Origin of the sequence: uncultured Campylobacter sp. (assembly GCF_938045775.1) — a bacterium.
Lineage (GTDB): Bacteria > Campylobacterota > Campylobacteria > Campylobacterales > Campylobacteraceae > Campylobacter_B.
Window position 1 is genome coordinate 1 of record NZ_CALIBH010000076.1, and the last position, 2,402, is coordinate 2,402.

1 protein-coding gene and 1 pseudogene are annotated in these 2,402 nt (G+C 53.3%); one reads left to right on the forward strand and one right to left on the reverse strand.

Annotated features, from left to right (window positions below; translation table 11 throughout):
* Positions 1-730, forward strand: a pseudogene (locus Q0238_RS02825) (bifunctional phosphoribosylaminoimidazolecarboxamide formyltransferase/IMP cyclohydrolase PurH); the annotation flags it as partial.
* Between the two features lie 1,025 nt (positions 731-1,755).
* On the opposite strand, the gene Q0238_RS02830 reads toward Q0238_RS02825, so the two are convergent.
* Positions 1,756-1,917, reverse strand: coding sequence for a hypothetical protein (locus Q0238_RS02830; protein WP_297942742.1), 162 nt, complete (start codon positions 1,915-1,917; stop codon positions 1,756-1,758).
* Positions 1,918-2,402: the final 485 nt, after the last annotated feature.

The window sequence follows — 2,402 nt, forward strand, 5'->3', positions numbered from 1 at the left end:
CAATCCATGCGGCTTTGCCGTGAAGGGAAGCCTGCTTGAAAGCTACACCGAGGCGCTAAAATGCGACCCCGTAAGCGCATACGGCGGCGTCGTGGCGATAAACGGTGTTTTGGACGAGGAGCTAGCGCATAAGATCAATGAAATTTTTGTCGAAGTTATCCTCGCCGCTCGCGTCACGCCCGCGGCGCTTGCGGTATTTGAAAAGAAAAAGCGTATTAAAATTTTCGAGCAGGGCGGGGAGTTTTTAATTCGCGAAAACGACAAATACGATTTTAAATTCATTGACGGCGGCTTTGTGTATCAGCAGCGCGACTACGTAGGCGCTGGCGAGGTCGCAAACGCCCGCTGCGTCACGGGGCGCGCGGCGAGCCAGAGCGAGCTTGACGATCTAAAAATCGCGTGGCAGATCGCCGCACTTACGAAGAGCAACTGCGTGGTTTACGTCAAAAATCGCGCGATGGTTGCGATCGGCATGGGTATGACGAGCCGCGTGGACGCTGCACGTGCGGCAGTAGCGAAGGCTCGCGACGTGGGCGTTGATCTGCGCGGCTGCGCGCTTGCCAGCGAGGCGTTTTTCCCGTTTAAAGATAGCATCGAGATCGCCCATGCTGCGGGCGTCGCGGCGGTCGTGCAGCCCGGCGGTAGCATCCGCGACGATGAGGTGATCGCAAGCGCCGACGAGTTCGGCATGGCGATGTATTTTACGGGAGTTCGCCACTTTTTGCACTAAATTTTGCTCGCCTGCGGCGCGGGCGGATTTATTGTGCTGGCTTCGTAACTTTTTATGCCGTTGCAAATCTTGAAAACTGCGTCGGAGGGGCGGATCTCATTGCTCGCTTCGTAGCGGGCACGGTGCGGATCTAATGCGCGGTACTTTGTTACACGCCAACTCGGTGCAGACTCGGCTGCCTCTATTACAAAGCGCGCGATGTAAATGGCTGCGCTCCGCTACGCGGCGGGCGTGATCGAATCGGACTACTTGCGCTTTGCCATACGGTTGTGCGGCGATGGTTTAGCTGCACGGTATATCGTTTTGTAGTGGCGCGGCGCGGATCCAATGCATGGTGCTTTGTTACGCGCCAACGCGGTGCGGACCTGGCTGCCTCTATTACAAGGCGCGCGATATAAATGGCTATACTCCGCTACGTGGCAGAGGCAGTGCGAATCCGACTGTTCGCGCTTCTTTATACTACTTCGCGGCGCGGGTTTAGCTACGCGACATACCGCTTCGTAGCGGTGCGGCGCAATCTAAATTTAATCATCCGCCGCTCCTGAATGGTCGCGAAAATTTTATCTAGCGGCCGCAACGCAAAATTTAAAATTTAATCGCGCATGCAGCGGATGGGTTCGCGCCTCGCCGTCGTATAGCGGCGCAAAAATTTTATCTCGCGGCGCGAAAATTTCATGGCGCCTATTTTGCGTTGAAATTTCGGCGCCGTTTCGCAGCAGATACGGAGCGGAGTATAAATTTTTAAGGCGGCGCCTCGTCGCGATTGGCGCGCTCGTAGATAAATTTTAATCGTGCGGCAAGCGGATGGACGCCGTGCCGCAACCTAAGCGGTGCGTAGATAAAATTTAATCGCGTAGTAGAGTAGCGGGCGCAGCGCAAAGCTTCCGTCTCGCGAGCAGTCCGTGTCCTCGCAAAGCGCGCGCGGTAGAATTTGGCCGCGTCGTAAAACTCGCAAAGGCGCTAAATCAGGCTCAAGCCACGGTTACGCGGCGGTAAAATTTTGATCCCCATGACGGTAGCAAAATCTAGTCGCGAGGCGCGACAATAAAATTTCGCGCCGCAATAGGGCGTATCGAAATCTCTAAAATCCCCACGTAAGCTGCGATGAATGGATAAATTTCATACGAGCCGTAGCGCAGGCGAATGGACGGCGCAAGGGTCTCGCTCGTAAAAGGGACAAATTTCATCATAGCGTGAGGGCGATGAAATTCTAACCCTGCAGCGGTAGCAAAATTTTAATTCTTGTCGCGGCGATCAAATTCAACCGCTCGCCGCGCTAGCGAAATCCGCCCCCCCTGCTGAAGCGGTAAAATTTTAATCTTGGCGGCGGCGGTAAAATTTCAGCCCTCGTTATAGCATAGAATTTTAACCGCTTGCGAGGAGGTAAAATTCCGATGCTGCAGCGCGCCGCGAGGATAAGATAAAATTTTGATCCCGTGTCGCCGCGGTAAGATAAAATTTTTGATCCCGCGTTATCGCAGCGGTAAAATTCTAATTCTGCGGCGACGGCGAGCCGAAAGCCCCGATCCTGCGGCGATAAAATTTAGGTAGCGATCCGCCGTAAGCGATAAAGTTTCTCTCTTTCACTCTCGCTTCATTTAGAGATTGTAAAATTGCGCAAAATTTAAAACGAAAGGATCAAAATGAAAATTTCTAAAGTTTTAATCTGCCT